Origin of the sequence: Pseudomonas sp. ICMP 561 (assembly GCF_002699985.1) — a bacterium.
GTDB lineage: Bacteria > Pseudomonadota > Gammaproteobacteria > Pseudomonadales > Pseudomonadaceae > Aquipseudomonas > Aquipseudomonas quasicaspiana.
Genome location: NZ_LKBT01000019.1, coordinates 22,569 through 49,502, shown reverse-complemented (window position 1 = coordinate 49,502; position 26,934 = coordinate 22,569). Strand labels below are relative to the sequence as shown.

Here is a 26,934-nt window from a genome sequence, read left to right as displayed (position 1 = left end):
CAGTTAGTTAATTGTTTGCGGAGTTCCATCGAACTGAGCCGTGTCGTCTGCGTCGAGCCTGAAAAGTTCGCTCGCGACCACTGCCCGGAAGCAGCTTCACCGGCCGCTTCCTCCACTACGCTTAACCTTTCACACAAACGCTCACGCGTTATCAGGATCATGCACCATGACTAAGTCTCAACCTACGGCATCCGTCAGCCGCTGGCCCATCTGGGTCGCGGCTCTCGGCGTGCTGGTATTTGGATTACTGTTCACAGGACTGGGCGGCTTTCTCGTCACGGTTGGCGGCAGTTGGTACTTCCTGCTTGCCGGTCTCGGTATGCTCGTCTCGGCAGTACTGCTCTTCAAACAGCGCCTGACAGGTGCCTGGCTGTTCGCGGTCGTCATGGTGCTGTCCATCATCTGGGCCCTGGCTGACGCCGGTCTGAACTTCTGGCCGCAAATCTCCCGCCTGTTCGCACTGGGCGTATTGAGCCTCGTGGTTACGCTGGTCTATCCGACACTGCGCAAAGCCAATGGCCTTGTGAGCGGTCGCGGCGGTTACGCGCTGAGCGCCGTGCTGGCACTGGCCATCGTTGGCGGCGTATGGGGCATGTTCATCCCGCACGCGTCGGTCTCCCCGACCGGTGAAGGCCCGGGCCTGACCAAAGTCGACCCTGCCAAAGCGCAGAAAGACTGGGCCCATTACGGTAACGATGAAGGCGGCAGCCGTTTCGCGGCGCTGGACCAGATCAACCGCAGCAACGTCGGCAGCCTGGTGCCCGCCTGGACTTACCAGACCGGCGACGTGGCGATCAGCGACGGCAACGGTGCCGAAGACCAGATGACCCCGCTGCAAGTGGGCGACAAGGTGTTCATCTGCACCCCGCACAACAACGTCATCGCACTGGATGCCGACACCGGCAAACAGCTGTGGAAGAACGAAATCAACGCCCAGAGTAAGGTCTGGCAGCGCTGCCGTGGCCTGGCGTATTTCGATTCGACGGCCGCACTGGCTCAGCCGGTTGACGGCAGCACACCCGCCACTGCTGTCTCGGTACCCGCGGGTGCCAACTGCCAGCGTCGCCTGCTGACCAACACCATCGACGCGCGCCTGATTGCCGTGGATGCTGACACTGGCGAGTTCTGCCAGGGCTTCGGCACCAATGGTCAGGTTGATCTGAAGGCTGGCCTGGGTAACGTGCCGGACTCCTACTATCAACTGTCGTCCGCACCGCTGATGGCCGGTTCCACGGTAGTCGTGGGCGGTCGTGTGGCTGACAACGTTCAGGCAGACATGCCAGGCGGCGTGATACGTGGTTTTGACGTGATCACCGGCGCGATGCGCTGGGCATTCGACCCGGGCAACCCGGAAGACAAAAATGCACCAGCGGGCGACGCCACGTATGTGCGCAGTACGCCAAACAGCTGGGCGCCGATGTCTTATGACCCGGCGATGAACACCATCTTCCTGCCCATGGGCAGCTCGTCCACCGACATCTACGGTGTTGAACGTACCGAGCTGGACCACAAATACGGCGCTTCGATTCTGGCGCTGAACGCGACTACCGGCGAAGAGAAGTGGGTCTACCAGACCGTCCACAATGACCTGTGGGACTTCGACCTGCCGATGCAGCCTAGCCTGATCGACTTCACCAAGGCCGACGGCAGCAAAGTGCCGGCCGTGGTGATCGGCACCAAGGCCGGTCAGATCTTTGTGCTCGATCGCGCTACCGGCAAGCCATTGACCAAAGTTGAAGATGTAGCGGTCAATGCTGGCAACATCCCCAACGAGCCGTACTCGCTGACTCAACCCCTGTCGAGCGGCATGCCGCAGATCGGCACCAAGCGCATGACCGAATCGGACATGTGGGGCGCGACGCCGTTTGATCAGATGCTGTGCCGTATCTCGTTCAAGCAAATGCGCTACGAAGGCCTGTACACCGCGCCGGGCACCGACAAGTCGCTGAGTTTCCCGGGCTCCCTGGGTGGCATGAACTGGGGCAGCCTCTCGACTGACCCGGTCCACGGCTTCATCTTCGTCAACGACATGCGTCTGGGCCTGTGGGTCCAGATGGTGCCGCAGCAGAAAGACGCCAAGGCTTCTTCCGGTGGCGAAGCGCTGAACACCGGCATGGGCGCAGTGCCGCTCAAAGGCACGCCTTATGCCGTGAACAAAAACCGCTTCCTGTCGATTGCCGGTATTCCGTGCCAGGCCCCGCCGTTCGGCACCCTGACCGCGATTGACATGAAGACCCAGAAAGTCGCCTGGCAAGTCCCGGTCGGCACCGTTGAAGACACCGGCCCATTGGGCATCAAAATGCACCTGCCGCTGCCAATCGGCATGCCGACACTGGGTGGCACCCTGTCGACCCAAGGTGGCTTGATCTTCATCGCCGGTACGCAGGACTACTACCTGCGCGCCTTCAACTCCGCCAACGGCGAAGAAGCCTGGAAAGCCCGTCTGCCAGTCGGTAGCCAAGGCGGCCCGATGACCTTTGTTTCGCCGAAAACCGGCAAGCAATACGTGGTTATCACCGCCGGTGGTGGCCGTCAGTCCCCGGATCGCGGTGACTACGTAATCGCTTACGCGCTGCCTGACAGCAAGTAATCGATAACAATAAAAACCCGCTGCCACCTAATAGTGACAGCGGGTTTTTTATTGGCTTTTTTCCGGTTAAAGCCTATCCCACGACCTGCCGCCAATATTGAGATGCTCCTGTAAGAGACTCTATATTGGCCCGCCCCCCCTCCTGTGGGAGCGAATTCATTCGCGAAGAGGCCGGTGCATCCGCCGCCTTTGTACCGACTAAAATACTATCTTCCCGAATGAAGTGGAGCGCCACCCCGGTCGCTCCCACCGGTCCTGGATGAGCTTGAGGTGCTACCAACCTGTGCGAGGCTTGCCCTCAATACAGGCGCTATGGTTCAACGGGCCTACCGATAACTAACTAAATCGCCTTGCGCTGCCCCTCCAACCCCATCACCGACGCCTCAACCAGCGCACGCGCCGCCTCCAGCTGATGCACAACCGAGCGTGCCAACGCCCGAAACTCCGGCGTATGGTTATCTGCAGATTCGTAAGCCGTAGCTGCGGCGCAGGTTAAGTATTCGCAAGCGAGCACCAGAGCGTCATTAACGCTGACATCTGGTTTTACCGTGAAGAGGCTGAAATTTGGTGCGGATTTGATCATGTGGAATATCCCTGATTGATTACGCCACCACCCACTGCTGTCAATCAGAAAGGTGGCAGCTGTACGCGGGTTGACAGACCAGGAATCAAGGAACCCGGCGCACACGAATGTGCCCCTCGTACAGCCGCCATGGGACAGCCTGCTGACAAGTGATCAGCGAGCTGGTTGGCAATTGTTGCGCCTCGATTGGTACGGTCTGTCAAAACCGGTCGCTGGTAGAGCGACGGGCGGAGACTATTCCGTAGCTGAAAGCGGAGCAACAAGCACGAGAGGATATAGGGAATTTTCGGAAGAGTCCTACAGATAAAGAAGTTCTAGCGTGTAGGCACCTACGTAAAGCTCTCAATACAGCGCTCAAATTGCAAAGAATTGGGAGCGGACCGTGATGAAGCAAAACAATAGTGGCCTGGCCCGTTTTTTCCTCCATCGAAAAATCTAATGACCATGCGAAACATGGTTACTTACAAACTGGGGCGGACTTCAAGTGTCTATATCAGCGATTTACTATTCAAACTTTCAATTGAATCGATCAAAAATGAAGCTTCACGCTGTACACCCGCATCGGTACTTAAAAAAGAAACTTCACGTAACACCTGGATTATCTTATATGGCCTGCATAAATTAGCCGCCCAAGAATTCGAATAGAGCCCAGCAAGAGCAGCAATTAACTCACCATCATACCGTTCTCCCGCCAGAACATCTTGCTCAAGAAAGGACTCAGCGAAAGGTATCAGCTCCTCAACAAATAAATTCTGCCGAAGCGCACGACATATAGACCCCAACTCCAACTGAGGTAGTGGGGTGTCGCGAACATCCATATACCATTCACTCAAAGATGAAATACTGGATCCCGGAGACCACACAACCGAATATCTCTTCTCCAGCGCTCTAAACGTCATATGCCTGCCCCATTTATGCTGACTCAATACGACTGATTAATTGACTCCCACCAACCAAGCGTTATCTATTTACCCAGTCATCCTTCAGCCCTACTAAAATATTCATAACACGAGAGTAACTCAAAAAGGGTAGAGACAGCGACAAATCTCTAGCGCCACACTCAATATCCAAAGGAAGATAAAAAACCAAACACCCTGATTGGCTAGCACTTGAAAAAAGCTGCACATTCAGATGACTTCTGACATTTAATACTTCATCAAAAGACACCCTATCAATAAACGCATTATCACTGAGACCAAAACCATCTATATAAAAGTACAGCCGACCCTGTTCTAATGGAGTTGAGAACAATACCTGTCCCACTTTCGCCCCCTCATAGAAAGACCCTCGCCCGGAGCTCTCTAGATCTCGCATCCTTATCTCAACAGTTCTTCTGATTTTCATTCCCTATACCTTTCAGAAAGTTCATCAATGCCTCCCTTGTACTTGGGGAGCTGAAGGAAAGCGTCGTTGATGTAGATTTTTCAAGAGTTGGGGACAAACCATCATTAAGTACACAGAACAAGCTTACGCCCTAGCCAACCATCTGGGTTTGGCGCAACCTAATCGTTTGAAAACCATTTCGTTTCAGACCCCACTTATTCCTTACCGCCAACTAGGCAAGCTTAAAATCTGAAGAATTGAATTTTTTCGGCCACTCGCCATTATAAGCTACAGCCTCTAACTCTAGAAAGCTTGAATTCTCAATCCAGCACATAAATGATCCGCCATGACTTAGCTCTCGATGCTCAAAATTACAATCCCAGTGACGTTGAACAGTTACAGGCAACGTCACCGCCAGAGCAATGCTAGTAAAGAAACCAACACCCGTATGCTTACGCGCTTTGACCGCACAACTCTTAAGTTGAACTCGAACCGCGACACTTATTTTGTCCTGCCCGGAGAAAAGCATCTGCAGTGCAAATTCTTCTTCATTTGTCAGCGACATTAGAACACCCTCATTGGAGCTGTAGCAAATAATTGGGATCAGACCACGACCAAGCAGATAATAACTCTAAGGCTGCTTCGCTGAAAAACTAAGAGCTTCACGAATAGCTTTTAGTCATCATGAGTTCAACCTCAGGTACTAATATAAACCCTTCTAAAAAAATTGGGGCCAGACCACGATTAAGCATATCCTAATTACTCTATAAACCCAACTATCATATTGTTAATAATAAATCGTGTCCTGACCCGATTTTTTTAATCCTTAATACGCTCAACCGAGACTCGGTGGGCATTGGCCATGTAACAGCGGTACTCATCTCCAGCACGCGACAAAACGCCCCTCTCCCACCAACTGCCCCCCTCATTCACATCCACACCCGGCTGCAACAAACTCTTGAACTCTTCATCCAGCAAAGCCACATCGTTAAAAAAACCCTTCAGTTCAATCGAGCCATAAATACCAGGATAATTCTGTAATTCATTTATCAGACACCTAGCTCTAATTTCATTTTTATACTCTGAATAGTCCCACTCATATCCTTCACGGCACTGCCCAACAAGAAAGCGCCACTTCATAATGAGCGATTCTAGAGTTTCATTTCCAAACCCAAGATCAGCCAACAAAACAGAGCAACAATCAATAACATTAGCATCACTCACATTTTATCCTCACAGCATTTAAACCCTAGAAAACGGGGGAAATTGATGTCAGACCACGATTAAAAAATAAAAGCTATACGTCTACTTTTTTGGACAGCCAATGGAAATTGGGGTCAGGCCACGATTAAGTAAAACCTACCAACTTAAAAACAACCAAATTATTAAAACCAATCGGGGTCTGACCCCGTTTTTCCGGACCCCGTTTTTCCGTCACACAACTCTACTACCTCGTGAACCGACGTCCAAAGGCCTCCCGCAGACTTCGGATTTTTTTGCCTTCCTTCTGCGGTCCGTGAGTGCCAGCCACCTCAGGACAAAGTAGGTCGCCGGGATAGTGCGGATGCCCAACACATCGGCTGTCATCCAGCTTGAAAGCTTCGACGGCAGCGATCGCCTCAATGCACCAACGACCGAAATAGCTGCCCATCTCAAGCGGATTTTTTTCAGGATCACCGTAGTGGTACCACCAAGGCTGCTGTTTGCCGCGTCGGTAGAGCTCCGGATACCAAGCATCAACAAAATCATGCAGCAGAAATGCCTGCTGATCTTCGGACGCATCAATGGCTTTCAGCAGTCGAGCATAAGGTTTGGCATGCAAAAGAACATCACCAATAATGCGTGAAGTTTGGCGACTAGCAATTATGCGATCCAACAAAGTGTCTTTGCCTTCTTGAGCTATGAGCATCAACAATCGGTTCCACTGCTCGTCGGGAATACCTAATGCGAGCGCCAACCCGACCAACCAAAAACACCAGATATAATGGTTGAGATTAGAAACATCAAACACCCAATCACGACAAGTTTGCAGATTGTGCTCAGCACACACTTGCTTGGCCAAGTCATTCGACAATTCCCAAGCATCCAATAACTCTGAGAAAGATAAAACTATTTCAGATATCGGATCGCCTTGGGAGTATCGTCTAAGCATTAGACGTAAGATATCTTTTGATAGATCAAACGAAAACTGGGGGTCGTAAACAGGATTCTGTGAAGGTCGAGACAATAGTTCTCCCGATTTCTCTATCCAGAGCACATCCTTAGCAACCCGCTCACGCCAGTAATTAACGTCAGCTATGGAATCTCGGATCATGGTTCTGCTCCAGCAAGATTTGTATTGGTGGAAAGTATCTTCGACGTATCAATGGCCTTGGGCTTACCTAAAGAATCAAGCACTTGGATTTCAGTCGACCCATTTGCCCCGTCCTTACAACCCAGATCTCGGTGCGTCCAGTCTTAATCGCGCTTGCGATGTCTCGAGCAGAGTCTAACCCCACTGCCTTCTCAAGCCGCCCGGATCCCAGTGTCCAGCTTTCAGAAACCGGGGTCAGACCACGATTAAGCAAAAACCAATCACTCCAGAAATACCGAACTATTAAAGAACGAATAAAACATTCGTGATCTGACCCCGAACCGTGTCAATTCAAGTCCGGCCATTGTAAAAGATGGTTTTCCACTGATGTAATTAAGAAACTTGAAAAGCTATCCCAAGCTTTAGTCATCGAACTCTGACCCTCAAAAAACTGAAATACTGGTGGATCTTCAGAGAACGCTAGAAAATAATTAATTTCATATCCTTGATGCATGCAGAACACCTTAGCATCTGTGGGCAGCAAACCAGCTAAGCTTAATTCATCAAGCAACTCTTCTGCTTCAAGCCTCAGGCTAAGTAATCTTGGAAAAAATATATCTACGCCACAAAAAACCTCACCCGCTGAACGCCCCGCAACCATCAAGAAGTCACGATATGCCAACGGAAGTGTACAACCAAAATATTGCTCGGCTGCTGCAATATCTGCGTTAGTGCAACCAACAAGAGCAGACTCTAAAATCACTCCTTTCAGGACTAACTCATGAAAAATATCACGAACGCTTTTCATCTCGGCCTTCCTGTTTCTACTTTGACAATCACACCGGGGGAACCTCTGTTGAAACTGACTTATAAGTCCACTGCATGAAACGCGGACTGGGAGTTCTGAGTAAATATTCACGACTCCTCGCGACGATGGGGTTAGTTTATCTGCCAAATGAGACAATGTTTTATACTCTGAGTCCATTGTCCTTGGATTGTTACCAGTTTGTATTGTTTCGAACACCTGCTTTTCAGGGACATCGACCGTTCCAGGACGCTTCGCTAGCCCGCTTACTCCCACAAGCTCAGCGCCTCGACCATCAATTGAATATTCAGCAACAGCAATATTCCTACCGCTACCAATATTCAGCTCCGAACGTACTGGCACCGCCCGCTCAGGAGAAACTGGGGTCAGACCACGATTAAGTACAACCTAATCATTTAAAAAACAAAACTATTAAAGATTGAATAAAACAATCGTGGTCTGACCCCGTTTTTCCTCGTTTTCTCTGGTTGGCGCGCCCCTCGTAAATCACTTAGGACCATCATCCTCATCATCATCATAATATTTATACAAGTCTGCATCGGGCCAAAACTCATCATATGCCGTGAGGACATCTCGCAAAACTTCGCTTCTAGGATCTTGCGAGAGGTCCATCTCCAAAATTACAAAGTCTTTTATTTCCGGCCACTGAAGCTCGCGCATACAAAATGCCACGACCTCGAAGGGGGAGTTGTTCGACATTAATATAGCTTCAAATTTGGGTATGAATTCTTTCCTAAACTCCAAATTACTCTTAACAAACTCTAACACCCTCAACAAAGACGACTCATACGACGTTCCTAGCTCCTCGCCGAAAGCAGCCATTGCCGCGTCGCAAAGTTCGTCAAACTGTTCCATGACGTCACTCATTTTTTGGGCACCCAAGCACCCGAGCTAGGTTTACTCGGATTTGGCAACCAGATTTTTTCTATGTACGTCCCGTTTACATCAAGGCCTTTCTGGGAAAAAGCTTTTTCGGCCGCAGCCTGAGCAGCGGGACCAGACGGCTCATAGTGCCCAGACGTATTATCAATATATTTAACCTTCCCATTCAAAATCTTCACCTCTCCTGCTGCTATGACCGGCTTACCGTTTGCGAGATCGATATGACCACCACCAACATCCTTACTCCTACGACCAACCAAGAGCTCACCGCCCTCAAGAACAACATAATTATACTTGCCCGCTCCCTGCGTCAATTTCGTATCCGAGATAAGTGTTGGTGCACCTATTGCGTGATCTGGAAATTGATTTGAAAAGCTTGGCGCTTGTTCAACTTTTGCAGGACCTACTGTTACTTTTGGACCAGCACCGGTTCCACCTTGAACAACTCCATTTCCAGAAGCGCTATTACCACTCGAGGCTTTCCCCCAGCCCTCCGTCAGCATAGCGTTGCCAAGCGATACAAGCATTTCTGCTTTTTCAGCAACCGTCAATACTCGCCCTACGGCCCGGTCCATCCAGCCCGTTTCTTTATTCCACGAGTCCAGGTAAGCCTGCTGAGCAGGGGTCAGCGTATTCTGCTGAATATTCAATGCCAGTATTATTTGGTCATCTGTTACATATTTTGCCCCCCAAGGATCATACCCTTGCGCTGGCATGGCAATCTTGCTCGGGTCTCCAGTCAGCAGACCGACCATGTCGTACGAAACACGCTCCCGATACCAAGCCACCAACTCTTGGGCGACGGGATCATCCATCGCTATCGTATTGGCTCGAATATTTTCCCTACATTCAGCAGTAGGACAAGCCGCCAGCAAGGCTGAACGGTCGGCCGAGATTTTCTCGAACTTTGCAATCAGGTTGCGCTGCTCATCTGCGCTACAGCGGTTAGCGCTGCACGCTTTCAACTGATCAAGTAGTCTCTCGGCCGTCGGGTGATCAAGACTGTTGAACTTCGTTGCCTGTGAAGCAACCCACGACGCAACAGCCTGATCCTTATCAGACCCTCCCGCAGCCGCAGCGACCGTTAGCCCAATCAGTTGAGAGGTCATCGCCAGCAGTTGGTCGCGAGAGTTTTCGGCAAATATCTTGTCGCCTACCGAAGCAACAAATGCCTCGTTTGCCCCTGCGGCCAATGCTCCGGTCCGGAAATCCCCTCCCGCCAACTCTGCAATCAACCCGCCAACCAGAGCATGCGCACCTACTTTCGCTGTAAGTCCGGAGAACACCAGCTGGGACCCAAGTTTGTTGTAGATACCTGCCGTCAATACATCGGCTGCAGAGCTGATTGCGACTTGAGCCAGGTTATCCTTGAGACTCCCGCCATTGATTGCGGTATTTGCAACCGCGTTAAAGCCTCCCTGAGCAGCGGTATAGCCTGCAAATTTGGTAAAACCATCCATGGTTCCAAGTTCGAAACCGTGGGTAGCCTTAGATAAATCCGCAGTTTTAACGCCAAATGACTTGTCGAGTACCCCGGCTGCGAAACCAGCCGCGAGCCCGCTGATCAGGTAGCCTTTCATCGCGTCCGCAGACGTAACATCCTTAAACGCCGCGCCCAAGTCACCTTTATTGTTCACTACGCTGACGGCAGCTTGTGCAACTGCGGCAGAAAAACTCGCAACAGCCGCGGCACTTGCAGCAGTTGCAGCGCCTGCAAACCCTGCTGCCACCATAGCGTCACTGGCAGCGACCCCAACTGTCGCAGCAGTGCCAGTTCCCGCAGTGACGATGGTCACAATGATAATGATCGCCAACATCGCGCCCTGGCCCAGGCTCGAGTGGCTGTACTTATAGGCGTCGTGTGTCTCTTTGATCAGTTGCCAATCCACATCCCCACGATTCTCGGCTTCCTTCAGCCACGCCAACTGAGGATCGGCCTTGACCATCGCATCAATGGTTTGGCTGACCGTTTGTTTGTTGACTTCCTTGATGTCGATTTTCAAGCCATCAACAGCCCTGATCGCCAGTTCTCCCTTGGCAATCATCTGGGTCTGGCGCAAGGTCTCGTCGGTGTTGCCCTTGCCTGACATCGAGGTCCACGCAAGGCTGTTCTTGCTCTTCTCGTGACTCTCCTGATGCAGATCCTTCACACCCTCAAACGTGATCGCCCCACCACTATCAATCGTCAGGTCTTTTCCACTGTCGAGCTTGGCCGCCTGATACAGCTGGTCCCCAGTACTCTTGAGGGTCAGGTTGCCACCCGTGGTGATCTCGCTGCCGACATGGGTGATTTGCGTGACTTCATCACGCTGGGTTTCCTTGCTGCCGAAACCGCCCTCTTTTTTCATGTCGAACAGCGTGTAGTCGCTGTTTTGCGCGGCGAGGATGTTGAGGTCTTTACCTGCGATCAGACTGGCTTCGTCACCCGCCGCAATCCGGCTGGCAATCATCGTCAAGTCTTCAGTCGCACTCAGCTTCACATCCCCACCCGCCTTCACGGTCGCTGCAACCTGGCGAACATGATCTTCCTGCCGGGTGATGCTCGAACCTTTGGTGTACGTGTGATCTTCGTCAGCGGCTGAGGCCAGGGTCAGGTTCTTGCCAGCGGTCAGGGTGACGTCGGTTTTGGCTTCGATCTGGCTGGCGACGGCGGTGATGTCGTTGTCGGCGTTTACGGTTAGAGCCCCGCCTGCAATGACTTGCGAGGCGTGCTGACGGATCGTGGAGTCGTCGTGGGACTCGCCGTCGGCGATGCGGTTGTTTTGTTGGGTCGAGAGGATGTTGACGCTGCCGCCTGCGTCGATCTTCATGTCTGCGCCGCTGCTGAGCACGCTGCCGACGCTGGTGAAATCACCTGCGGCATTGATACCCAGCGTGTTGCCCGCTTCGATGCGGGCGGCGTTGTCGACGAAGTCCTGGGACCAGTTCCAGTTGCCTTTGCCACTGGTGTTGCTGCCCGCATAGGTGGTGACGGTACGTTCGTTGAGCACGCTGCCAAAAAGCGAGGTGATCGATACGTCGTTGCCCTTGATGATGCCGCCCGCCTGGTTGGCGATGTTGTTTGTAGCCAAGGCGTCCAGGCGGGCGTTCGCCTGCATCAGGCCGCTGTTGATCAAGTCTTTGCCCGACAGGGCGGACAGGTTGTTACTGGCACGCAGCGTTCCGGCGTTTTCCAGATTGGCACCGGAAGTCAGCGAAACATTGTTGCCCGCAATCAGCGCGCCGGTCGGGGCCAGACGGTTGTCGGCCTGAGCCAGATAGAGCACAGGCACCAACACTTTTTCGCCCTGTACTTCACGCTCTTCCATCCAGACGATGTCATCGGTCAGGGCCGCGACTTGCTCTGCTGTCAGGGTCACGCCCACGGACAGATTCAGCGCATCTTTGCTGGCAGCAGCGTTGTTCATCAGGTATTTGAACTGCGCTTCGTCCGAGGTCTGGCCGTCGATGAAACGCTGACCGGTGCGGGCGACGATGGCTTGCTGGATCAGACGCTGTTCGTAGAGGCCGTCACCCAGGCGTTTGGCGCTGAGTGCGGGGTCATAACCCAGCTTATCCAGCAGGTAATCCGAGCTCATGAATTGCTTGAGGTCGGTGAGTGCTGAGTTGGTTTCGATCAGGTATTTGTGCGGGGTGACCTGGCCGTTGGCATCGGGAATGTTCTGGCTAGTGGGCCCACTGCTGAGCCGGAACAAGCCATTGTCGCTGTCGGGGATCACAAAGCCCGGCAACGTGAGCGGGTCGACCTGCTGTTGAGCCAGGTCTGCCGGAAGCTGGGTGTTGAGCTGGGCAATAAAAGGTGTGGTGGCCTGCAGTGTGCCGGAGGCATCGACCTGGCTGTCGCTGGTGACGATGGGGGCGCTGACTTTCTGGATGCTGTTGTTGAACTCGTCGTCAGCGACGATGGTGGTGTCGCCACCGGACTGAATCACGGCATCGATGCTTTTGCCCGGTGTGGTCACCTGGGTTGCGGAAAACACGCCATACCGGGTCACGGCGGTGGGCACCGGCATGTTTTTGGTAGGGTCGTAATCAGGGTTGAGCGTGGTACTTAAGCCGCTCTCCTGCTGGTAGAAATAACTGCCATCAGCACGTCGGTACAACGGCACGTATTTGGCGCTGTACTTGTTGAATTCGTTGACCGCACCACCCGGATCAATCAGCCCAAGATAGATGCTGCCCGGCTCCTGGTCAGCGGGGTTTCGGTAGTGAGCGCGGTAGGTGATGGTCGCTAACGTGGTGCCTTCGTTCTTGAAATCATCGACGGTGATGTCGATGTCTTTGACCGCCGATACCGAGCTGTACTGGTTGAGGAAGCTGGTACCAGTAACGGTAAGGTTGCCGCCAATGGTCATGAACGCGGACGCTGAATCCTCTGTAACGGTGCGCTCGTAGATTTCGTTGACGTAGTACCAGACGTTCCACTCATCCGAGCAGTGCGCACAGCTGTGGGTGATGTAGGCATTGACTCGCTTATTGGCGAGGGTCAGGACATCCTTGCGGTTAGTGACGGCGTCAGCGGAAAGGCTCATGTCACCGGCGCTTTCGAGTGTGCCGGAAATGTTTTCGATGACCTGCGCACGGTCGCCTGCGGCGTTTTTGGCGATGGTCAGATCACCCATGCTGTAGATATCACCAAAACGGTTGGTGACCTTGGTGCCGCGCAGTTCCATGTCCGCGCCGCTGAAGATCAAACCGCCTTCGTTCAGCAGTTCTCCGGTGTTGATCGTGACGTATTCAGCAGCGCTGAGAGTGCCTCGGTTTTCGAGAGATCCTGCATTGATCAGCAGGTCCTGACTGGCGCTGATGCGCCCGGCGTTATTGAGCGCGCCACTGACGTAGACGTCCGTTGTACCGCCGCCGGTGATTCGCCCCGCCTCGGCCAGCTTCAGGCTGCCCGCATCGAGCCACAGATCACCCTGGCTAGTGGCTTGCCCGGCTCCGGCGTATTCACCGCTGAGGTCAATCATGAGATCGCCGTCACTGGCAATCAAACCGTTGTTGGTCCAGTCGACTCCGCTGCCTTGTAGCTCGGTGGAGGCCAGTAGTTGGCCGTCGGCGGTCTGGTTGAAGTGGTCGACATTGACGATCAGCCGCCCGGCCTGGATCACGCTGCTGTTGATCCAGCTGTCGGCGTTAAGGGTCAGATCGCCGTGTGTGACAAGGCTGCCGCCGGCGCGCATGACGGTGCGGGTTGATAGGCCAAAATCGCCACGGCCGATGTGTAGCACGCTGCCACCGGTGTTGATCAGGCTGCCAACAGACAATTCGAGCGCGTTGTTCGCAGTCTCTACGGTACCGTCGCTGTTATCGAAAGCGCCGCCGATACTAAAGCGCGTCAGGCCACTGGTGCCCACCGCACGTAAAGTGCCGTTCTGGTTATCGACGCTGGCAGCACTGACGGTCAGCGTGGTGTCACTTTCAATGGAGCCATCGCGATTGTTCAGCGCATTGGTCACAGCAAGATCAACGGATTTGCCTGTGAGCTGACCGGCGTTATTCAGGTTGGCGGCCTTGACACTGAGTACACCGTCCCGGGCAATGACTCGCCCGTTGCGATTGGCGATATCGCCAGTGACGTTGACATCCAGACCTTGTGCGGCGAGCAGCGTGCCCTTGCTGTTGTCGAGTGAGCCTGCCTTTATTTTCGTGTTGGCGTTGCGGCTGTAGATCAGACCGTCGTTCTGGTTGGACAGCAGGCCGTCAACTTCCAGTTCAAGTGCGGCGTTACTGGCCAGTGTTCCGGCGTCGTTATTGAGGTCTTGGGTGGTTTTGACTTTCAAGTCCCGGCTGGCGACCACACTGCCGACGTTACGCAGGTCTTTTGCGGTCAGGCTGATATCGCCTGTGGTGTTGCGACTATTGTCAGCATCCACCCCGGACTCGATGACCGCGTTGTTGGTCAGTTGCCCACCACTGGTGAGGGTGACCTTATCCCGCGCCACGATGTTTTGCTGGACGTTGAGCGCCTGCGTGGTTTGCAGATCGACGCTATTGCCGGACACCACCCCCTGCATATCCAGGCTGTCAGCCTTGACCTTGACGACGCCGTTGGCTGAAGCCTGAGCCATTCGCAGGTTGCCATTGGCATCAAGCTGAATATCACCAGCACTGGCGGCAAGCTCGCCGTTGAGCCTCACACCCACGCCTTGCTCAGTGCCCACCAGCTTGATCGAACCCGCGTACATACCGCCCAGCGCACTGCTGTCGATGGCCAATTCAGGTTTGACGCTGCCGTCGTCGGCCAGGGCTGTTGCATCCAGAGTCTTCGCGTCAACCTTGTTACGCCCGGTGACGACGTTGAGTTTCTTCGCGTAGAGCTTGGCGTTGAGTGTTGCCGAACGGGTAATCAGGTCGAACTGTTCGATGTTGCTGGCGTTGAGACCAGCGCCTTCAAGGCTGATATCGCCACCATCGACCTGGAAGTGATCCAGACGACCTTGATCCAGAACCGGCTTGCCGGTGGTTAGAGTTGCCTGCGGGGTATTGATGAAACCGCAGCCGTTGCAGGTGATGCCATATGGGTTGGCGATGATGACCCGCGCGGCTTGCCCCGCCACTTCCGTATAGCCCTTGAGCTGAGTGCGGTTGTTGCCGGTGACTTCGTTGAGAATGGTGGTGGCGGCAGTGCCCTGCAGGTTGCTGTTGCCGATGATGATGCCGCCCAGCTGGGTGCTCAGGGTCTGGGACGTGGCGTTGTTGAGGATGACGCCCTGGCTGCCGACGTTGTACTGATCGAACGTGTTATGGGACAGCCCCGTGCCATTGGGCTTGGCGATGTTGATGACCTGAACACCGTTGCCTGCGGTGGTCAGACTGGTCCCGCCGCCACTGACAGCGATGCCCTCGGCCTGGACCATCAGCGGCTGCCAGAACATCGCGTTGGCGAGGATCAGCGCAATGCCGCGTTTGGGCATGCCCCAGAAGCTTTCACGCGAATTCAGCGCGGCCGAAGGTTGACGCGCCAGGAAGGCCAGCTGTTTAACGTCCATGTAGAGGGTTCCTTGGCGCGGGATCAGAGAAGAAGTTCGAGGCGGAAATAGATCGGAGCTTCACGCTCACTCAGGGCCACAGGTCGCTCCAGTGAGTGAGCGAACGTCACGCTGGCGGACACGTGTTTGCCGCGGGCGAACAGTTCCAGAGAGTTGCTGGACACCCGACCGTTCTGCCCGCCGCTGTTGTCATCACGGCGAATGACGCCCTGGTCATAGCCGACCCCGACGCCGTATTGCTGCAGCACCGGTTGCAACCAGTCGAGGGTGACGGGCCGAGTCCAGCGCAAGTCGTTGCGCCAGTAGCCACCGCTGTCACCGGAAAGAAACTGCTCCTTGTAGCCACGTACGGCTGACTGACCGCTGACGCTGAAACGCTGGCTGTTGTAGAGCATGTCTTCGCTGCGCTGACCGGTGGCGAGGCTGCTGAAAGTGAAGCGCTCTTCACCGATCTGGAACGGATGCAGGTAGCTGAGGGTGGCGGTGTATTTACGGTAGCGAGCAGTGGGTTCGTTATTGGCGCGGCGCCCCTCGCCCATGGCATCCAAGGCACCAACGCCCTGCTGCATGCCCAGCTCAAGGTTGGCGAATGCGCTGCCCACCACACGACCGTGACTGACACCGAACTGTGCTTCAGTGATGCGTTGACTGCCGTTGGCCAGTTCGCTGTCTTCGATGAAGTTGCGGGTACGCAAGTGGCTGAGGCCTGCACTCAAGGCCGTCTTGCTCTTGGCATCACGATGGATCACGCGCTCGGCGCGCAACTGGTGGGTCTGGCTTTCGCCGGTGTATTTGAAGTCGAAGCCAGCGCCTTGGCCAAGGGTGCGGTATTCGCTGTCGCTGTAGGAGTAACTGAAGTTCCACCAGCCCCACGGCAGGTTGTAATTGAGCATGTTGCTTTGATAAGTGCGCTTATGGTCGCTGACCGCGTCATGCCCACCCCTCAGGTTCAACTGATCAGCCAGCCCCAGCGGGCTGTCCCAATCCAGCCCTACGCCCCACTGCTGTTCGCCGGTGCTTTTCTGGCCGTCGTTGTGCCGCGCCAAGGACGCGCGCCATGGCTTTTGCGGGGTGTTTTTCACCAACACAGTGCTGCCGCCCACCGCATTGCCGGGAGCCAACTCCATCTGCGCCTGATTGGACGGCAAGCGGTTGAGTTGGTCGAGCAACTGCTCAATCTCGCGCAGGTTCAGCTCTTGCCCTTCCCGCCCTGGAAAGGCCATCGCCAGTTCCCGCTCCGAGAGGCCACTGCCCGCTTCGCCCTTGAGGCTTTCCAGCTTGCCTTCCACGACCAGCACTTCAAGCGTGCCTTGGGACAAATCCTGCTGCGGCAAGTAAGCGCGGGTGGTTACCAGCCCTTTGGCGAGGTAATGATCCGTGATGGCCTTGAGCACGCCATTGAGCTGAGCAACGCCCAGACATTGCCCAACGAAAGGCTCAAGCAGCGCGTCACGCTCGCGAATTGATAACGAATCAGCTCCTTTGAGCTGGATGGTTTTAATCGGGAAGCAGCGTGTATCGACCGGAGCCGCGGGGGCGGATGGTGCCTTCTGGCTGCCAGGCAAATCCTTGAGCTCTTCAAGGCGGCGGCGCTGTTCTTCGAGCAGGCGGTCCTGACGGTCACGAATAACGTCTTGCTCACCCGGCGTGGGGGCGCCATACGCCATGAAAGGCAGGACAGCGAGCGCCAATAGCGCTGCAATTCGGTGAGCAGTAAGGTACACGGGACATCCTTGTGGTGGCGCAGTGATATCGCAAAAAGGCGGCGATATTAGATAGCCATCATCTTGACGTCAATATTCACGCATGCCCGTATGTCGGGTTTGTATCAGCAGCGATACAGGCTCTATCTCGCGGGTTACGACGGTATTTGGAGCTGAAAAAAGAGTGATCAACCCACGGTCCAGTACCCTTGGGTGAGTCTGAAACTCATGAACAGCGATAGGCAGTGATGCGACTCGCACCACATTTCCAACTGAAAGTTTCGCCACTCGGAGAACATTCGTTTGCTATGCAAGCCGTCCTGTCATTACCCTCGTTTGAGTGACCACCTCATTATGAGCGTGGGCCGACCGGCATTTATCAGAGCCGTTCAAACCATTATTAAACTTTACTTGTGGTTCTTTCGATATTGTCGGACACTCTCCACTAACGACAATATACAGGCGTCAGCCAAACGACTTGGAATTCATACACGAATTCAGGCCGACACCGCACCACTGAAAAGATTCAATCGCAATTGACGAATGGCTGATTGAAATAATAAAAACCAGTAAAAACAAACAGTTAACAAAAGTAAGACGCCCTTACCCTCCTCGCAACAACACCGCACAAAACCTGTTAAAGACTCGTTACAAATGTAAAAGTTTCGCCCTCTGAAATTATTCTTAAAAACATCATTTATAACTTTGCGCCCACCGCGAATGCTGCTAATAATCGGCCCAGTTCCGGGGAGCAAGGCAATGCGCCATCTCACACGAAGTGAATAATCAGCTTCCTTCCGATTTAACCCCGGCCTAAAAACTATTCGGTAGTTTGCTCAAAATGCCATCAGGCTTTGAGCTGTCTACTTGTGCGGCGCAAGAAAATTGCGCGAGGAGGGCATCATCGCTCGCAGTGAATCAAGGATTAAGGTCCTATCGATCTTCGGCACGCGTCCCGAAGCCATAAAAATGGCTCCGCTGGTTAAAGCACTGGCGGCGGAATCTGGCGTCCACTCCCAGATCTGCGTCACCGGCCAGCATCAAAGCATGCTGAAGCAGGTGATGGATCTGTTCGACCTCACGCCTGATTTCAGTCTCGACGTGATGAGGCCCAATCAGACTCTCAATACGCTGACGTCTGCTCTTTATGGCGCGATTGATCCGATACTGGAAATGCTCCAGCCGGACCGCGTTCTGGTGCATGGCGACACCACCTCGGCCATGGTTGCCGCGATGGCAGCGTTCCACCGTCGTATTCCGGTAGGCCATGTTGAAGCTGGCCTGCGCACCGGTGATATTCGTTCGCCGTGGCCGGAAGAGATGAACCGTCGCTGCATCGACCTGGGTGCCGACCTGTTGTTTGCGCCGACCTTCGAGTCCCGCACCAACTTGTTGAGTGAGCGTCTGCAAGGTCGCTCGTTTGTCACTGGCAACACGGTTATTGACGCGCTGCAAATGACGGCCAGCCGTATTGATCAGGACCACGCACTGCGTGACAGTCTTGATAGCCAGTTTGCGTTCATCAAGCCAGGCCGCAAGGTGTTGCTGGTCACAGGCCACCGCCGTGAGAACTTTGGCGACGGCTTCCTTGATATCTGCAAGGCGCTGCGTCAGTTGGCCAGCCGTAAAGACATCCAGATCGTGTACCCCGTGCACTTGAACCCTAACGTTCAAGGCCCGGTCAACGAGCATCTGGGCGGTCTGGATAACGTACATCTGATCGAACCACTGGACTATCTGGCCTTTGTGCGCCTGATGCAGCGTGCCCACGTGATCCTCACCGACTCGGGCGGCGTGCAGGAAGAAGCCCCTTCCCTCGGCAAGCCAGTGCTGGTGATGCGTGACGTCACCGAACGCCCTGAAGCTGTCGCGGCTGGCACCGTTCGACTGGTAGGTACTTCGCCAGAATCCATCATCAGTGGCGTTGCGGCCCTGTACGACGATGACCTGCTGTGGCGTCGCGCCTCCCAGGCGGCCAACCCGTATGGTGATGGCAAGGCCAGCTCTCGGATTGTCGACGTTCTGCTGGGCAGACCCATGCATGAGTTCGTGGTGGGCAAATCGCCGCGAGACATTGAACTGCCCCTGATGATTCCGAACCCGGAATTCACCCGGCCAGTTTCCACATTTCAATAAACATTCGCCCCTTAACAGCCCGAGATCTGCCTGAATGAAGTCTTCCGTTGCCACCCAATCGGGCGCGCTCAGCGCCCTAGCCTGTGGCGTGAGCCTGCTCGCGCTCATGCCGAATTTCGCCCTGGCCGCGGACAGCCCGCTCACTCAGGCAATCAACCGGCTGAACACTGATACCCAACAGCAGCGCGAGATCCGTCTCAGCGATCTGGGTATCGATGCGCCGATCATCCTCGGCTCCACTGACTCGCGCCGCGAGCTGTATCTTCCGGTTCCGGCCGGTGTACCGCTGACTGACGCAACCCTGCAATTCGACGCCAGCTACCTGAACGGCGAAGGCGGACGCAACACCATGTTGCTGTCGCTGGACGGTTTCCCGGTACGCGCCGAAGGCCTGACCGAGCCGCAAGGCAATGCCAGCACTACCCTGGGCGTTGACAAGGCAGCCCGCGACAGCGGTTCGGTGCGATTGGGCGTCGCCTGGTCGTCGATCGTTTCCCGCGTACTGTGCGAAGATGAACGCGTGATCGGCAATGTGTTGCGCATCGATCCGGCGACCCGTCTGACCTACAGCTACGATGCCAATGATCTGCAGGACATCGGCGCGGCGTGGAATGCACTCCCTGGCAAGCCAGGCATCATGGTTGCTCCGGGCAGCCTGTCTGCTGAAAGCTACGACGCCGCATGGCGTCTCGGTGTGGCTCTGGAGCGCATCGGCAAACACGCGCGGATCCTGCCCTTCCCTGCTTTGCAGGACAGCGTCGACCTGAGCGCTTTGCGTATCCCGGCCGAGCTGCTGAACATCCCGGCCTTCGCCAGCCTTAATGGCAAAGGCACGCAAACCCTGAGCGACCCGGCACAGATCGGTGCCTTGTTGGTACTGGGCCAGACGCCAAACGTACAGGCTGACCTGGCAATCAATGATCCGCAGTTGCTGAAAGCAATCAACGATTCGCTGGATGCCTTGCAAGCGCAGATTCAAGGTCGCGACGCGACTGCGGTAGACGCGTTTAACCAATGGCGTGAGCGTCACATCAACGCCGGCCAGAAAACCGGTAAGGAAAACGTGCGTCTGGCATTGCTGGGCAGCCGCCCGATGCTGATGATTGCACCGGACGCTACGACCAAAGCGCTGACCATGTTCAGCTCGGCCTGGAACAAACTGGCCCGCACCCGCCAGTTGTCCATCAGCGAAGCTCAGGCTCCGCTGGACACCGATGGCCGTGTAGCGCTGTCGCGACTGGGCGGCCAGCCGGGCACTATCGACGTGTTGGCCAAGGCTGACTGGAGCGCCTCGTTCCCGTTGGGCGCCGTGGCTTATGACGGGCGTCTGCCGGTCAAAGCGGTGATTGATATCGCTGCCGCACCTGGCGCATCGGACACGGCTCCGGTCGCTTCGGTGTTCCTCAATGATTACCTGATCGGCGCGCAGCAGCTTGATACCACGGGCGAGAAGCAACGCATCGAAGCGCGCATCCCGCGTTACGCATTGGGTTCGACCAACGTCCTGCGTGTATCCTTCCAGCGTCAGCCGGTCAGTGATCGTTGCCTGGAAACGCCACAGGCGTTCCCGGTTTCGGTACGCCCGACCAGCCACATCGTCCTCGAAAAAACCACGCCAAGTGATGACTTCGCAGGCATGGCTGCACGCTTCGCGGTTGATACTCAGGTATTGGTCCCGCAAACCTGGCTTGATCACCCGGCCAGCAGCTTGCCGCAAGTGATTTCAGTCGCCAGCGCCACCGGTGTTTCGCCACTGCGCGCGCAATTGAAAGTCAGCGCTGACCCGAAAACCGCGGTCAAGCCGGAAAAATCCTTCCTGGCTTTCGCACTGCCAGTCGCCGACAGCAAGCAAGCGCTGCAAGTCGATGACCAGGGCCGCCTGCGCATCAACGACAAAGATAAAGTCTTGCTGGATGTCACCCAGCTGAACAACCTTGCCTCGCTGCAAGTGGTTGAGTCCGGCAGTCAGCGTGGTCTGATCTATCAGGCTCTGGGCAGCGATGCTCCGCAATTCGCCAAACCAATCCTGTTGACCCGCGGCGATACCAGCGTGCTGGGCAACAACGGTGTGTTGACCACACTGGACAGCAAAGACCCGAACGGCAGCCGCATGATTGATGACGACGAGCCTAAAGGTCTGGATGCATGGCGCACGCCTTCCCTGCTGTGGCTGATTCCGGGTGGCATTCTGTTGTTCCTCGTGTTGTTGCTGGCTGGCCGTAGCGCCCGTCGCAATCGTCAATAACGGGAACCTGAGATGACGTCGCTTTATTGGCCTTACTGGCTGGCCCACTACTACAGCGTTCTGGAAGTCGCCACGATCGTGATCGCGGTGCTGATCCTGATTTCCAGCCTGGACGATCTGTTCATCGACCTGTGGTACTGGTCTCGCCGGATATTCCGCAGTTTCACCGCAGGGCGCAAATACCGGCCCCTGACCGCCGACCAACTGCTCGCCCGGGATGAGCAACCCCTGGCGATCATGGTTCCGGCATGGCTGGAATACGACGTCATCGCACCGATGATCGAGAACATGGTGTCGACGCTGGATTACCAGAACTACGTGGTTTTCGTCGGCACCTACATCAACGATCAGCGCACCATCGACGAAGTCGAACGCATGCGTCGCCGTTACAAGCAGTTGCACCGTGTAGAAGTCCCGCACGACGGGCCGACCTGCAAGGCTGACTGCCTTAACTGGGTGATTCAGGCGATCTTCCTTCACGAAAAAACCCACGGCATGACCTTCGCTGGCGTGGTCCTGCATGACAGTGAAGACGTGCTGCACCCGCTGGAATTGCGTCTGTTCAACTACCTGTTGCCGCGCAAGGACATGATCCAGCTGCCGGTGGTTTCGCTGGAACGCAACTGGTACGAATGGGTTGCGGGCACTTACATGGATGAGTTTGCCGAATGGCACGGCAAGGACCTTGTGGTGCGCGAAAGCATGAGCGACACCGTGCCTTCCGCCGGTGTTGGCACCTGCTTCTCCCATCGGGCATTGCAGGTGCTGGCCGGGGAAACCCAGAACATGCCGTTCAACACCGACAGCCTGACCGAGGACTATGATGTAGGCGCTCGCCTGTCCAAAGTCGGCATGAACGCGATCTTCGTGCGTTTCCCGGTGGAATACCGGGTGCTGCGTAAATCGTGGTTCAGAAAGCCTTACGAATCGACACTGAAAATGCCGTTGTGCGTACGGGAATTCTTCCCCGATACGTTCCGCACCGCATTTCGTCAGAAAGCCCGCTGGACACTGGGTATCGGCCTGCAAGGCTGGGAGCAGATGGGCTGGACCGGTTCGCTGGCCAACCGTTATTTGCTGTTCCGTGACCGCAAAGGTGTTGTGACGGCTTTCGTCAGCATCATTGCGTACCTGATTCTGGTGCAACTGCTGGTCTTGATCATCCTGCGTCAAAGCGGCGTGTGGGATGTGAGCTTCCCTACCCCGTTTGAAGCCAACGGCTGGATCAAATACCTGTTGCTGGCCAACGGTATTGCATTGGCCTGGCGCGTCATTCACCGCTGCTACTTCACCGGTGTGTTGTACGGCTGGCAGCATGCGCTGCTGTCTATCCCACGCATGGTCGTTGGCAACTTCGTCAACTTCATGGCCGCTTCCCGTGCCTGGAAGATGTTTATCGTTGGCAAGGTGATGAACCGCAAGCTGGTCTGGGACAAAACCATGCATGACTTCCCGTCCACTGACCTGGTAGCGGTTGCCCCGCGCAAGCTGGGCAGCGTGCTGCTGTCATGGCAAGCGATCAACGACACCAATCTGGAAAGCGCACTGGCCGAACAACAGACTCGCCAACTGCCGTTGGGGCGCATTTTGCTCAATAACGGCTGGCTGGACGATGAAACCCTGGCCGAAGCCATTGCCTTCCAGAACGACTTGCCGCGGGTGTTCGACGTGGCCGGCAAGGCTGAGCGTGCAGAGCCTGCGCTGGCCGACGAATTTGCCTTGCGCTGGCGGGCAGTGCCTGTTGGCCTGAGCCCTGAGGGCCGTCAGCAAATTGCCGTGGCCAGCCCATTGTCAGCCGAAGGGCTGGAGCAGGTCAGCGCGCAACTGGGCAGCGAGCCTGTGCAGTTGATCGCTCGGGAAAGCGAAATCATCAATCAGTTGCGTCAGCTTGATGCACCGGATGATCGCGCCTTGCCGCATGCCAGCGCACCACTGCTGGGTGACCTGCTGATCGAAATGGGTCTGCTGGATCGCAACGTGTTTAACGATGCGATGCTGCATTACAAACCACAGCAACATGGTCGTATCGGTGATTACCTCGTGGATATCGGCGTGCTGCCTCGCGCAACCATCGAACAGGCGGTTGCCCGTCAGCACAGCCATTATCAGCCGGAGCCGGCATTATGAAACGCTCACTGCTGAGCCTTGTAATCGCCGGTGCAAGCCTGCTGCCAGCGTTAAGCTACGCCGAAGCACTGCCGCTGCCGCTGACCGGCCCCGCCTATCAAGCGGCGAACGAAGCCTACAGCGCCTACGAGCGCAAGGATTACGACCTGGCGATTGCCAAAGCCCGCGAGGCTTTGCGTCAGCGCGCAGACGTGACCCGCTTGAATCGGCTGATCGAACTGGCGCAGCGCGATAAAGAGGCGCGTGATAACCCTCGTCGTTATCCGCAGGCGAAGCCCGCTCCGGGTTTCAGCGTTGCCTCTCAGGCGTTTAAAGCCTACGACCGCGACGACTTCGGCCTCGCCGCGCAGTCCGCTCGTAAAGCCATTGCCCTGGCCCCAAAGCGCATGGATTACCGGCTGTTGCTGATCGAGTCCTTGCAACGCCAACAGCAATTGGTCGAAGCCGATCAGGCGACGACCGAAGCGCTGCGGGTGTTCCCGGATGACGACGCACTGTTGATGCGCCGCGAAGCCATTCGCCGTCAGATTGCCGCACCGCTGTCCATCGCCGGTTATCGTGCGCTGGAACAGAACAACCTGCCTTTGGCAGTTGAACAGGCCCGCAGGGCTGTCGGCTGGGCGCCGGAAATCGGTGCAAATCAGCAACTGCTGATCAGCGCCCTCCTCGCCTCCAAGGACTATCCGGCAGCAGAAAAAGCCGCTACCGCCGCGCTGGCTCAGGACGACGGTGAGATTGCACCCTGGATCCTGCGCAGCTACGCACTGGATCGCCAGGGCAAAACCCAGGCCGCCCAGGCCGACCTGAATCGGGCCCTGGCCATCGAGGGTTTGCTGGATTCCGAAGAACGCGAGATTCGCTTCTTCGCAGCCGACCTGGCCCTGGCCAACGGCAACCCGCAACAAGCACTCGACCAGCTGCAACAACTGAAGCCAGACGAAGGCGGCGAAGTTGCCCGTCGTCGTGCCGCTGCGCAAGTCGTGGCGCGACAAAAAAGCAATGGCCTGAAAACAGCAGTTCGCTTCCCTGCCCCCGCGTTGAACTGCCAGGAAAGCGCCTTCGGCCTGATCTGTGATATCTGGCCGGGTAACCAGCGCGATGCCGGGACCGACACCGCGGTGCAGGCCTATGCCGCACTGGCGCGCAAGGACGCTGCTTCAGCTGCGACCCTCGCCCAGGAAGCGATTCGTCGTGCACCGCAAAATCCGGCTTATCGCAGCCTTCTGGTCAGTGCGCTGACCGAGCAGAAGCGTCTCCCGGAAGCCATCGATGCAGCAAGTGAAGGCATCGCCGCCAATGGCGACGACGCTCGCCTGCTGGCTCAACGCGGTCGTCTGCGCCAACAAACCGGAGATGATGCCGGAGCACGCAAAGACTTCACCCAGGCCTTGGCACTGGGCAGCCTGCCCACGTACGAAGAAGCCAGCCTTTACGCTGCATTGGGCCAACGCAAGACCGCACGCGAACGCTTGCAGCAATCGCGCGATGCCGGTGAGCTGGAAGGCATGAGCAACCTTCAGGTTGCATATCTGTCGGTACAGGCCGGTGACGACGACGCGGCGCATGAATCCTTTCGCAAGGCTGACGCCGAAGCCCCGCTGCCGCCAACGGCTACCCAGGATGCGGCTTACAACGCCATGCGCGTCAACGATGACGAGCAGGCCGTGGGCTACTTCAAGCGGGTGATCGATGCACAGAATGCCGGTGCCCTGGACATGCCTGCGCAGCAGCTGTTCGATACCCGTCGCGCAGTTGCCGATGTATCGCGCACCTGGGGCCTGATCAGCACCACCAGTTATCGCGGTAACAGCTCCAGCAGCGGCTTGAGTTCTGCGCCGAGCACCGGCAGCAATGGCAACGGCGGAAGTGGCGGCAGCAGCAACGACAGCCTGCAAAACAGTACTGAACTGTCGTGGCGTCCGCTGGGTTATCGCAACGCACGCTTCGTTGAGCTTTACGGGCGGATCACCGACACGCTGTGGGCCAAGAACAGCGACGCCGACACCGGCATGGACGCGCTCCAGGGCGCATTGGGCGTACGGATCAAACCGTTCTCGTCACTGAACGTCATGGCGGCAGCAGAGCGTACCTTCCCGCTGGGGTCGTCCAATGTCGACGGCGACTGGCTGCTGCGCTTGGGCTATGGCTCCAGCATCGGTACCGATCTGCGTGTCGATACACCTAGCTGGTGGACTTCGCAACTGTTCGCCGAGGCCGGGCACTACGTCAATGATTCGCGCAACTACTTCAACAGCGAATGGCAAGGCGGCCGCAGCTACGCCATCGGTGGCACGGGCTCGCGCTGGGTCACCTTCCCGCATGTCGTGGCGGCTTACGATTACGACTCGAAAATGAACAGCGAAACCGGCTCCAATGGCCGCGCGGATTACTCTTCAGGCCATGCCGCGGGCGTTGGTGTGGGTAATAACGTGCGCTACTGGTTCCGTGAAGACGCGTACAACGCGCCACGCTCTTACGTGGATTTTTCTCTGCAATATCGAGTGAAAGTGTCTGGCGATGATAGCGCCAAAGGCGTGTTTGCCCGACTGACTTACTCTTACTGAGGACTGATATGTACCCTCGAATCTGCGTGTGGCTGGGCTTGAGCCTGGCCGCCACAACAGCCCACGCCGCATCTGAAATTGCTCAGTTGTACGAATCCAAATTACCGGAAGGCTCGGCCTGGGTTCGGGTGGTCAATCCAACCGACTCCACGATGCAGGTCCGCATTGATCAGGGCACGAGCTTCAATCTGTCTGCCCAGTCAGCGCTGGCAAGCCCGTTTCAGGTAGTCGATGGCCGTCAGCCTTTGCGCCTGACGGTGAATGGTCGGGAGATAAAAGACCTCAAGGCTCCGGCCAATGCTTTTGTCACCCTGATCCTCGACAGCAACCCTGCTGCTGCGCCGCGCGTGGTGATTGATCCGCCCGTGCGTGGCAAGGATTTGCGCGCCGAGCTGAACATTTACAACCTGAGCAATGGCTGTGACAAGGCCGACATCAAACTGGCCAACGGCTCGAGTGTATTCAGCCAATTGCCGTTGAAAGGTCAGGCGCAGCGCACCATCAATCCGGTGCAGGCGACCCTGATTGCCAGTTGTGGTCAGAGCGCCAGCCTGCCGTTCAAACTTGAACCGTTCAAGGCCGGTGATCGCTACAGCCTGTTCCTGATCGGCTCTGGTCAGACCCCGCGTCTGGTGGGCCTCGTCGATCAGACTGCGCCATGATCAAGCTT

The 26,934-nt window shown here is 56.0% G+C and carries 16 protein-coding genes and 1 pseudogene; 6 read left to right on the top strand and 11 right to left on the bottom strand.

Features of this window, described 5'->3' with window-relative positions; translation table 11 throughout:
* Positions 1-166: 166 nt before the first annotated feature.
* On the top strand, positions 167-2,590 hold the full coding sequence (locus tag AO242_RS15520; protein WP_099269428.1) for a glucose/quinate/shikimate family membrane-bound PQQ-dependent dehydrogenase: 2,424 nt from the start codon (positions 167-169) through the stop codon (positions 2,588-2,590).
* A gap of 340 nt (positions 2,591-2,930) precedes the next feature.
* Here AO242_RS15520 and AO242_RS15515 read toward each other — a convergent pair whose 3' ends face one another.
* The 11 genes and pseudogenes from AO242_RS15515 to AO242_RS15475 form a co-directional block, all read right to left on the bottom strand.
* Positions 2,931-3,173, bottom strand: coding sequence for a DUF6124 family protein (locus AO242_RS15515; protein WP_095102120.1), 243 nt, complete (start codon positions 3,171-3,173; stop codon positions 2,931-2,933).
* Positions 3,174-3,661: 488 nt separating this feature from the next.
* Positions 3,662-4,072, bottom strand: a complete 411-nt coding sequence (locus tag AO242_RS15510; protein WP_176560637.1) for a contact-dependent growth inhibition system immunity protein — start codon at positions 4,070-4,072, stop codon at positions 3,662-3,664.
* 61 nt (positions 4,073-4,133) lie between these two features.
* On the bottom strand, positions 4,134-4,517 hold the full coding sequence (locus tag AO242_RS29315) for a hypothetical protein (RefSeq protein ID WP_141562222.1): 384 nt from the start codon (positions 4,515-4,517) through the stop codon (positions 4,134-4,136).
* Positions 4,518-4,728: 211 nt separating this feature from the next.
* On the bottom strand, positions 4,729-5,061 hold the full coding sequence (locus AO242_RS15505) for a hypothetical protein (RefSeq protein ID WP_099269426.1): 333 nt from the start codon (positions 5,059-5,061) through the stop codon (positions 4,729-4,731).
* A 254-nt stretch (positions 5,062-5,315) separates the two neighbouring features.
* Positions 5,316-5,720 carry a hypothetical protein gene (locus tag AO242_RS15500; RefSeq protein WP_099269425.1) on the bottom strand — a complete coding sequence of 135 codons (405 nt, stop codon included), beginning with the start codon at positions 5,718-5,720 and terminating at the stop codon, positions 5,316-5,318.
* A gap of 223 nt (positions 5,721-5,943) precedes the next feature.
* Positions 5,944-6,810, bottom strand: coding sequence for a PoNe immunity protein domain-containing protein (locus tag AO242_RS15495; RefSeq protein ID WP_099269424.1), 867 nt, complete (start codon positions 6,808-6,810; stop codon positions 5,944-5,946).
* A 325-nt stretch (positions 6,811-7,135) separates the two neighbouring features.
* Positions 7,136-7,597, bottom strand: a complete 462-nt coding sequence (locus tag AO242_RS29740) for an SMI1/KNR4 family protein (protein ID WP_141562221.1) — start codon at positions 7,595-7,597, stop codon at positions 7,136-7,138.
* Between the two features lie 39 nt (positions 7,598-7,636).
* Positions 7,637-7,813: pseudogene (locus AO242_RS30200) on the bottom strand (deaminase domain-containing protein); the annotation flags it as partial.
* Between the two features lie 288 nt (positions 7,814-8,101).
* The gene (locus AO242_RS15485) at positions 8,102-8,470 is read right to left on the bottom strand and encodes a hypothetical protein (protein ID WP_257153447.1); all 369 of its coding nucleotides are present in this window, start codon (positions 8,468-8,470) and stop codon (positions 8,102-8,104) included.
* Positions 8,471-8,478: 8 nt separating this feature from the next.
* A complete protein-coding gene (locus tag AO242_RS15480; protein WP_099269421.1) occupies positions 8,479-15,489 on the bottom strand; it encodes a two-partner secretion domain-containing protein in 7,011 nt (2,336 codons plus the stop codon).
* A gap of 23 nt (positions 15,490-15,512) precedes the next feature.
* On the bottom strand, positions 15,513-17,156 hold the full coding sequence (locus AO242_RS15475) for a ShlB/FhaC/HecB family hemolysin secretion/activation protein (protein ID WP_099269438.1): 1,644 nt from the start codon (positions 17,154-17,156) through the stop codon (positions 15,513-15,515).
* Positions 17,157-18,095: 939 nt separating this feature from the next.
* Here AO242_RS15475 and wecB point away from each other — a divergent pair.
* From wecB to AO242_RS15450, 5 genes are read left to right on the top strand one after another with little or no spacing between them, the layout of a single operon-like run.
* A complete protein-coding gene (gene wecB, locus AO242_RS15470; protein WP_099269437.1) occupies positions 18,096-19,328 on the top strand; it encodes a non-hydrolyzing UDP-N-acetylglucosamine 2-epimerase in 1,233 nt (410 codons plus the stop codon).
* 34 nt (positions 19,329-19,362) lie between these two features.
* On the top strand, positions 19,363-21,573 hold the full coding sequence (locus AO242_RS15465; RefSeq protein ID WP_099269420.1) for a cellulose biosynthesis cyclic di-GMP-binding regulatory protein BcsB: 2,211 nt from the start codon (positions 19,363-19,365) through the stop codon (positions 21,571-21,573).
* Positions 21,574-21,585: 12 nt separating this feature from the next.
* Positions 21,586-23,700, top strand: a complete 2,115-nt coding sequence (locus tag AO242_RS15460) for a glycosyl transferase family protein (protein ID WP_099269419.1) — start codon at positions 21,586-21,588, stop codon at positions 23,698-23,700.
* The gene (locus AO242_RS15455; RefSeq protein WP_099269418.1) at positions 23,697-26,264 is read left to right on the top strand and encodes an NfrA family protein; all 2,568 of its coding nucleotides are present in this window, start codon (positions 23,697-23,699) and stop codon (positions 26,262-26,264) included. The genes AO242_RS15460 and AO242_RS15455 overlap by 4 nt, the downstream gene beginning before the upstream one ends.
* A gap of 8 nt (positions 26,265-26,272) precedes the next feature.
* On the top strand, positions 26,273-26,926 hold the full coding sequence (locus AO242_RS15450) for an alginate O-acetyltransferase AlgF (protein WP_099269417.1): 654 nt from the start codon (positions 26,273-26,275) through the stop codon (positions 26,924-26,926).
* Positions 26,927-26,934 lie beyond the last annotated feature (8 nt).

What these genes read in the sequence shown, in the direction of transcription:
- AO242_RS15520 (WP_099269428.1), top strand. Translation starts at nt 167, where the DNA reads ATGACTAAGTCTCAACCTACGGCATCCGTCAGCCGCTGGCCCATCTGG.
- AO242_RS15485 (WP_257153447.1), bottom strand. Translation starts at nt 8,470, where the DNA reads ATGGAACAGTTTGACGAACTTTGCGACGCGGCAATGGCTGCTTTCGGC.
- AO242_RS29315 (WP_141562222.1), bottom strand. Translation starts at nt 4,517, where the DNA reads ATGAAAATCAGAAGAACTGTTGAGATAAGGATGCGAGATCTAGAGAGC.
- AO242_RS15510 (WP_176560637.1), bottom strand. Translation starts at nt 4,072, where the DNA reads ATGACGTTTAGAGCGCTGGAGAAGAGATATTCGGTTGTGTGGTCTCCG.
- AO242_RS29740 (WP_141562221.1), bottom strand. Translation starts at nt 7,597, where the DNA reads ATGAAAAGCGTTCGTGATATTTTTCATGAGTTAGTCCTGAAAGGAGTG.
- AO242_RS15495 (WP_099269424.1), bottom strand. Translation starts at nt 6,810, where the DNA reads ATGATCCGAGATTCCATAGCTGACGTTAATTACTGGCGTGAGCGGGTT.
- AO242_RS15515 (WP_095102120.1), bottom strand. Translation starts at nt 3,173, where the DNA reads ATGATCAAATCCGCACCAAATTTCAGCCTCTTCACGGTAAAACCAGAT.
- AO242_RS15460 (WP_099269419.1), top strand. Translation starts at nt 21,586, where the DNA reads ATGACGTCGCTTTATTGGCCTTACTGGCTGGCCCACTACTACAGCGTT.
- AO242_RS15480 (WP_099269421.1), bottom strand. Translation starts at nt 15,489, where the DNA reads ATGGACGTTAAACAGCTGGCCTTCCTGGCGCGTCAACCTTCGGCCGCG.
- AO242_RS15465 (WP_099269420.1), top strand. Translation starts at nt 19,363, where the DNA reads ATGAAGTCTTCCGTTGCCACCCAATCGGGCGCGCTCAGCGCCCTAGCC.
- AO242_RS15505 (WP_099269426.1), bottom strand. Translation starts at nt 5,061, where the DNA reads ATGTCGCTGACAAATGAAGAAGAATTTGCACTGCAGATGCTTTTCTCC.
- AO242_RS15450 (WP_099269417.1), top strand. Translation starts at nt 26,273, where the DNA reads ATGTACCCTCGAATCTGCGTGTGGCTGGGCTTGAGCCTGGCCGCCACA.
- AO242_RS15475 (WP_099269438.1), bottom strand. Translation starts at nt 17,156, where the DNA reads ATGGCGTATGGCGCCCCCACGCCGGGTGAGCAAGACGTTATTCGTGAC.
- AO242_RS15455 (WP_099269418.1), top strand. Translation starts at nt 23,697, where the DNA reads ATGAAACGCTCACTGCTGAGCCTTGTAATCGCCGGTGCAAGCCTGCTG.